Genomic DNA, 6,664 nt, shown 5'->3' with positions numbered 1-6,664 from the left:
GGTCATTCCTCCCACTCCTAGTAAAGAAAGCACCCACAATGATAATAATGAGTTAGAAGAATTGGTGCTTCTATCATCTGTCTTTTCACTATGTTCGTGACCCTCTTCATCATGTTCGTGACCCTCTTCATCATGTTCGTGACCCTCTTCATCATGTTCGTGACCCTCTTCATCATGTTCATGTCCTTCTTCATCATCTTTCCCGCCACCTTTAAGAGATTCAGCGTAGAGCATAATTCCCCCTTGAGTTACTATGAGATCGCCTGTTGTTAAGCCCTCTTCAACCGCTACCCAGCCACCAGAACTTTCTCCTAAACTCACTGCTAATGGCTCGTAGACTTCACCTTCTTTGAGGAACACCAAATTTTTACCATTGGCTTCTACTACTGCTTCTTGAGGAATAACTAAGGTAGCAGATGTGGTTTGGTTGGTTAGCACTTCTAAGCTGGCAAACATTCCAGGTTTTAATTCACCGTTAGGGTTATCTAACTTTGCTTGAACGGGAATAACTCTTCTTTCTCCTTGGACTACCGCGCCGATAACAGTGACGTTTCCCGTAAAGGTGCGATTGGGAATTCCTGGTACTTTTACTCGCACTTGCTGACCCTGACGTATTTGGGATAAATCCTTTTCATAGATATCAGCTGTGGCAAACACACTGCTATCATCAATGATTGTCATCAGGGTTCCCCCTGCATCCTGAAAAGATTGACCTATATTTGCTGGACGTGTTGCCACCTTGCCCGAAATCGGTGCTCTCACCGTTAATAATCCACGCTCGTTAGCTTGAATTCCCAGTTGTTGTAATCTGGTGAGGTACTGAGTTTCGCTGAGTTTAAGACGAGATTCAGCGGCTCGGACATCTGCCTGAGCCTTTTGTAGTTGGTTTTCTGCTCCTATGACCTCTCGTTGGCTCTCCGCGTTAGTCAGTTGAGCTTGCGCTCCTGCTAACTGGGTTTCCGACTCTAGGGCATTACGACGGGGGATTACTCCTCTTTTTGCTAACTCGCTATCTCTTTGATACTGTTCTTGGGCAAATTTTAGCTGACTCTTTGCCTGGACGATTTCAGCAGCAGCTATATCTGAGAAGCGTCGATAGTTTTGCTTGGCTAGCTGTAAGTCGGCTTGTGCCTGTTGCAGTGCTGCTTCAGCTTCGGCTCGTTGATTTTGAGAGTTAACTCGCAATTCGACTAGACCAGGACTAGACAAAACAGCAATTGGCTCTCCTGCATTGACAGCTTGTCCTGGTTCGACCAGCAACTCGACGACTTGGGCTTGGTCGATGGGCGTATTTACTTCTACTCGTTTGTTAGGTAAACTTTCTATTTGCCCTGGAGTTTTAATTGCTACTGCCAACCTCTGTCGCTTTACTGGTTCGACTTGAATTTCTAGGTTTTGAGCGACTTCGGGGGCGACTTTAACTGTTGTAGCTGCTTCATTACCTTCTGATTCAAAGGCTGAATTTCCATGACCGTGACCCTGACCAGAGAGTGCTGGTTTTGCGATTGCCAGCATCATAAAGCTTAAAAATGATATGCAAGTATAGCGTTTAAGTTGTGAGAAGTGTTTAGGAGATAAAATTTTCATTGCTAGGGCATTTTCTTAAACAGCAGAGAGGAGGCACGAACAAACTATTAGACCAACCAGATGTCATGCTCAGCAAGTCTTTTGAGCAGTCAATCAATTGTTAAGTTGCATAACAATTGATTAGTGTTTTTTACATCTTTCCATACAGACCATGAAATTCGGATGAAATTCGGAGTCTTTGCAAGTATTACTTTTGAACCTTAAGAAGCCTAAAGCTGGTTAACTGCCCTCTGAAGCGATGCCAATGAGCGATTATAGTTGGTTATGGCTCTTACTCGATTGCCAGCAGCTTGTGTCAATTCGTTTTGCGCGGTATTAACTTCTAATTGGGTAGTCGCACCCTGACTGTAGCCAAAACTAACTAATTCTAAAACTTTTTCCGCTTGTTGTAAGGCAATAGTAGCCGTTTCAATGTTTTTGGCATTAGCTAGGAGTTTTTTATAAGCTTGTTCAACTTCTAAACGAATTTGCTTGCGAAGATCGACAAAGCGGGTTTCAGCAATTTGGGCATTAACGGCTTCTTGCTTGGCAGCGGCGGCGGTAATTCCCCCATCAAAAATATTCCATCTGACCCTAGCACCAACCGCATAGCCATCCGTACTTTCTTGACTTAACTCTCTCTCTGCTTGATAGTTAGCAAATAAACCGAGGTTGGGTCTTACTTCTGACAAAGTTATCCGTCGCTGCTGAAGACTAATATCGCGCTGAATTAACTGTTGTTTGAATTCAGATCTATTTTGGAAAGCTTGAATAATAGTCTCTTCGAGGGAATGATTCCATTTAGAACCAACTTTTACAGGATCGGCAGCAGCAACATCGATAGTTTCGGGCAATCCTAAAATCCTAGTCAGGAGATCGCTAGCTAGATCTTGTTGAGTTTGTGCTTGAATTAGTTCTTGTTCGGCATTTTTAAGCTGAACTGTAGCACGAGCTATATCTAATTGAGTTCCCAATCCTCCTTCCTCTAAAGCTCGTGCATCCCGTAAACTGAGCTGAGCATTTGTAACCGCAGCTTGACTAATACGCACCTGTTCGTCAGCTTCTTGGAGATCGTAGTAGGCATTAATGACATCCAATCGGATTTGTTGTTGGAGTCTTTCTAGTTCTAATTGGTCGAATTGCAACTGTTTTTGAGCTGTTTTTATTCGTGCCGAACGTCTGCCAAAAGTAAAAACATCGTAATTTAGTTCTAATGTACCATTTAGAAAAGCAGAAGAAGAGCTTTCCGTCTCAAAATTTAAATCCGTAGGATTTTCTTGGTTATCAACCTGCACCAGTTCGGTACTTAAAGCTAAATTGGGATACCAAGCCCCTTGCTCCTGTCTCAACACTGCCTGAGATCGCTCCCAGGTTAGAACGGCTACTTGCAGTTCTCGATTATTTTTCTCAGCTAGTTCCAGCGTTTGTAGAAGAGTAAGAGATTGCACTTGTTGAACTTTTACTTCATTTGGGGAAGTAGGCAGTTCTAAGACCGAGGAATTCGATAATGACGCAGAACTAGCAGGAATTTGAGGTAAAGTTTGCGCTGTAGCTGAATTTAATTGAAATAAACTAATTGCTACACCAACACCTGTAGTTATTAGTCTCCAAAATTTAGACATATATTTGTATTGTTTAACAATAAAGAGTTCAATCCAGATTAAATGCAAATCAAAAAATTGCTGTTTCTTTCAACAATTTAATGAGATTCGATGAAATTTGGATGAAATTTCAGTTAGCGGGACTTAAACAATTAACAAAGTAGGGCGTGTCACCAATTAGAAAAGAGAAAAGAAAACTACTAAAATAATTCAAGAACAAAGAAAATAGTGGAAATTTAATGGTCAGAAGATACGCACTAAGAGATGATCAGTGGGAAAAAATCAAAGATATAATTCCAGGGAGAGATTTACCAGAAAGGTTTGGCGACTTTCGAGTAGTGCATAAAAGACATACCAGATAGCACTCAGGAAAAGAATCTATTGGCAGAAGTGCGGGCGGTTTAAGCACTAAAATTAATTGCGAAGGTATTGTAAGTTATGTCTCTCGGTCAGGTAAAACTACAGGTAGTGTATTTATCTCCGTTTAGATCCACCAATAGTGTACAGTTCAAATTTATGACGCCAAATATAGCGTATAGTCAAAATTCAAAACACTATATATGGAAAATAAGCGAACTGTCAGTTATGTCAAATAATGTTGAAAATTTACGATATTTAGCGGCTCTTGCAATGAAACTTTACCCTTTGAAGTTATATTAAGTCTTATCTATGCAGCTTTTTAACTTTTTTATTGATTTGCAGCCACATTGTAATTCCTGTAATAGCTAAAAATAAAACCCCAAAAGCGTTAAGAAAAGGATAAATAAGTTCTAGATTGATGCTGCCAAACTTGCCTCTGTGTAGATCCAATAACCAGAAAAAATTTTCACTCTTACCCGTAATCACAGCTACTTGAAACAATGACCCCGTAATCGCCGTCAGAAATATGGGCAAAAACATAATTGGGGCAAGAATATAGTGAAAGTGACGCAAACGAGCTTTAGTAATTGACATAGCGATATATTTTCTAGTCGAAAAGCATTTATTTCTTTAGCTTATAAACCCTAGTTTCTCAGGTCAGCAGCAGCGAGCGAAAAACCCAAAAAAAAACTGAAATATTTAATTATTTGCCTATTCATCATGATTAAGAGTAACTCAAATCGTCGATTAAGTATCATCTGTTTAGTACTATCTATCGCTTGTGTAGCCAATGTTTGAGTCCTGATAATAAAAAAGGACTAGCTATTAGCAAAACAAAAATTGATTCTTCTAAACCTGGTATTAAAGTTATGGATTCGGGTTCAGTTGGAGTAACAATTTCTGGAATAGTTAGAGATTCTGTATTTGATTGAGAATTACTATTATCTTTCACAGAAATGTTTTCTGTCGCTTCTTCTATTGGCTTAGAAGGAGTTTCTGGGGTGACTGTTTCTTTTTGCTGATGGGAATGTCCGCTATGGGCTAGTAACATTGTGGTTTTCGTTATTTAGTAACTCGATTATCTGGTACCCAAATTAATTATCAATGCCATTCAATCTTTGAAGTTCAAATTAAGAATTTAGGGATACACTGGAAATAAGAGGACACACTTCTTGAGAGTCCGATTTGGGATTAGGGTTATTAACCCAGCTTGTACGATATTCCTCTAATTCCTGCTTAAACAAGCTCATCTTCTTAATTTGAATCTCTAATTGCTCAATCTTTTTATCTAGTAAGCCTTGCACCAGGCTACAGGGTTTTTCTCCGCGATCGCGTACATCGAGAATGGTCTTAATTTCTTCAAGACTAAATCCAATAGCTTGAGCTTTCTTGATAAACTCAACTTGTTTGCTCGCATTTTGACTATAGTAACGATAGCCGTTATCCCCTCTTTGTACTGGTTGTAGTAGTCCTAGATCGCTGTAATAACGTAAAGTTCCCACAGCCAGATTTGTTTGTTTTGCCAGTTCGCCAATTTTGAGATTGGGTGTTTTACTCATAATGGTTGCGATGTTTTTCCATCAATTTATTTGTAACACTCTAGTTAACTGTAGAGTCAAGTATTTGGTTAAACGATTGAATGACAAATATCTACAGACAATTAAGCCTCAATCATCAAATTACCCATCATGCCTAAATCCTCATGGTCGAGAACATGGCAGTGATAGACAGTTTTACCCGCAAAATCTCTAAAAGGAATGCGAATGCGAACAGTTTCACCTCTTTTAACCAGCACCGTATCACGCAAAGCCAGTAAAGATTCAGGTTGACCATTACGACTAATAATGTGAAAAGCATTGCCGTGAATATGAAAGGGGTGATCCATCACTCCCGTATTAATTAATTCCCAGTCTTCGATAGTGTTGAGCTTTACTTGAGTGTGAATTATGTCATGGCGATAAGGTTCGCCATTAATTAGAAAAGCCATGCCCACCGCAGGACTCATGCCGTGATTGAGTTCAAAGCGTCTCACTGTCTGGGGTTTTGGTAATGCAGAGATAGAATTAAGTCTGCTAGGTAAAGCCATAGATTCAACAGCAGATTCGTAGTTAACCGTTGCCAATGTTATTGGTTCATCTTGGTTATTTCTGCCCATCATTCCCCTACCGCCCATCATGCCACCACCCATCATGCCCATGCTACCGCGATCGTAGGGTAAATTGAGTAAGCGATACTGTCCCGATTCTTTGTCTCCTCTGACCAAAACATCGGCTCTTTGTCCTGGTGTTAGTAGCAACTCATCTACCTCAATTGGTTTGCTCAAACTATTACCATCGGTAGCAATTTGAAAGAAAGAGTGTTCTTCTAAAGCTAATCGGTAAAAACGTGAAGGAGAAGCATTAAGAATACGCAAACGTAATCCCCGTCCTTCAATTAGAGCAATACTGGGATTTATTCGACCATTAACAGCAATTAACTCTCCTTCTCGCCCCATCATGAGAGACATATGTGCTGAGTTTGTACGCTTTCCATCTGCGTTAATGGAGAAGTCTTGGAGTACCAAAAACTCTTCTTGGGCTGCTTTAAGTTCGGGAATTTCATCATCTTCACCCCGCACGATAAATAAACCCGCTAACCCACCAAATAGTTGTTCTGCAACTAAACCATGCAGGTGGGGATGATACCAAAATGTACCCGAAGGATGATTGTTGGGGATTTGAAATTCGTAGGTGAGTTTTTTGCCTGATTCTATTTCGAGAAAAACGTTATCAGCATTACCTGTCAGGGGAATATGTAACCCGTGATAGTGAATATTAGTGGGCTGTTCGAGATTATTCGTAAAATGAAGGCGAACTTTATCTCCCGATCTAGCTTCCAAACGGGGTGCGGGGATCTGTCCGTTGTAGGTTAAAAGGGATGCTTGTCTGTTTCCCAAATCTACAAGACGTTCCCTAGCTTCTAAATCTAGTTCTAATAATCCGTCACTGCTTTGATAAACGGGAGCAGGATTAGCAGATGATTGAGGTACGGGCTGACTATAGATAGTTTTTTGGCGCACCCAATTTCCCGCTACAGCTATGCCTGCACCTCCTATACCTAATGCTATAAATTGACGACGATTGAGTTTAGCCATGATA

6 protein-coding genes and 1 pseudogene are annotated in these 6,664 nt (G+C 40.5%); 1 reads left to right on the top strand and 6 read right to left on the bottom strand.

Annotation, left to right across the window (positions count from 1 at the left end):
• Window positions 1–1,518 (bottom strand): efflux RND transporter periplasmic adaptor subunit (locus XEN7305_RS11780; protein ID WP_006509652.1); only part of this gene is annotated, 1,518 nt, incomplete at its 3' end.
• Window positions 1,519–1,796: 278 nt separating this feature from the next.
• The gene (locus XEN7305_RS11775) at window positions 1,797–3,188 is read right to left on the bottom strand and encodes a TolC family protein (RefSeq protein ID WP_006509651.1); all 1,392 of its coding nucleotides are present in this window, start codon (window positions 3,186–3,188) and stop codon (window positions 1,797–1,799) included.
• Window positions 3,189–3,406: 218 nt separating this feature from the next.
• Between XEN7305_RS11775 and XEN7305_RS29745 the strand changes: the two are divergent.
• Window positions 3,407–3,526, top strand: a pseudogene (locus tag XEN7305_RS29745) (IS5/IS1182 family transposase); the annotation flags it as partial.
• Between the two features lie 304 nt (window positions 3,527–3,830).
• Here XEN7305_RS29745 and XEN7305_RS11770 read toward each other — a convergent pair.
• The 4 genes from XEN7305_RS11770 to XEN7305_RS11755 all read right to left on the bottom strand — a co-directional run bounded on the left by XEN7305_RS11770 (window position 3,831) and on the right by XEN7305_RS11755 (window position 6,660).
• Window positions 3,831–4,121 carry a hypothetical protein gene (locus XEN7305_RS11770; RefSeq protein WP_006509650.1) on the bottom strand — a complete coding sequence of 97 codons (291 nt, stop codon included), beginning with the start codon at window positions 4,119–4,121 and terminating at the stop codon, window positions 3,831–3,833.
• 178 nt (window positions 4,122–4,299) lie between these two features.
• The gene (locus XEN7305_RS11765) at window positions 4,300–4,578 is read right to left on the bottom strand and encodes a hypothetical protein (RefSeq protein WP_006509649.1); all 279 of its coding nucleotides are present in this window, start codon (window positions 4,576–4,578) and stop codon (window positions 4,300–4,302) included.
• A 79-nt stretch (window positions 4,579–4,657) separates the two neighbouring features.
• The gene (locus XEN7305_RS11760) at window positions 4,658–5,086 is read right to left on the bottom strand and encodes a heavy metal-responsive transcriptional regulator (RefSeq protein ID WP_006509648.1); all 429 of its coding nucleotides are present in this window, start codon (window positions 5,084–5,086) and stop codon (window positions 4,658–4,660) included.
• A 101-nt stretch (window positions 5,087–5,187) separates the two neighbouring features.
• Window positions 5,188–6,660 (bottom strand): multicopper oxidase family protein, encoded by a 1,473-nt coding sequence (locus XEN7305_RS11755; RefSeq protein ID WP_006509647.1) that lies wholly within the window; start codon window positions 6,658–6,660, stop codon window positions 5,188–5,190.
• Window positions 6,661–6,664 lie beyond the last annotated feature (4 nt).

Source organism: Xenococcus sp. PCC 7305 (assembly GCF_000332055.1).
GTDB lineage: Bacteria > Cyanobacteriota > Cyanobacteriia > Cyanobacteriales > Xenococcaceae > Xenococcus.
This window is presented reverse-complemented; position numbering and strand designations above follow the sequence as displayed.

Bases quoted from the DNA above. Each gene is read 5' to 3' on its own strand.
- XEN7305_RS11775 (WP_006509651.1), bottom strand. From the start codon at position 3,188: ATGTCTAAATTTTGGAGACTAATAACTACAGGTGTTGGTGTAGCAATT.
- XEN7305_RS11770 (WP_006509650.1), bottom strand. From the start codon at position 4,121: ATGTCAATTACTAAAGCTCGTTTGCGTCACTTTCACTATATTCTTGCC.
- XEN7305_RS11765 (WP_006509649.1), bottom strand. From the start codon at position 4,578: ATGTTACTAGCCCATAGCGGACATTCCCATCAGCAAAAAGAAACAGTC.
- XEN7305_RS11760 (WP_006509648.1), bottom strand. From the start codon at position 5,086: ATGAGTAAAACACCCAATCTCAAAATTGGCGAACTGGCAAAACAAACA.
- XEN7305_RS11755 (WP_006509647.1), bottom strand. From the start codon at position 6,660: ATGGCTAAACTCAATCGTCGTCAATTTATAGCATTAGGTATAGGAGGT.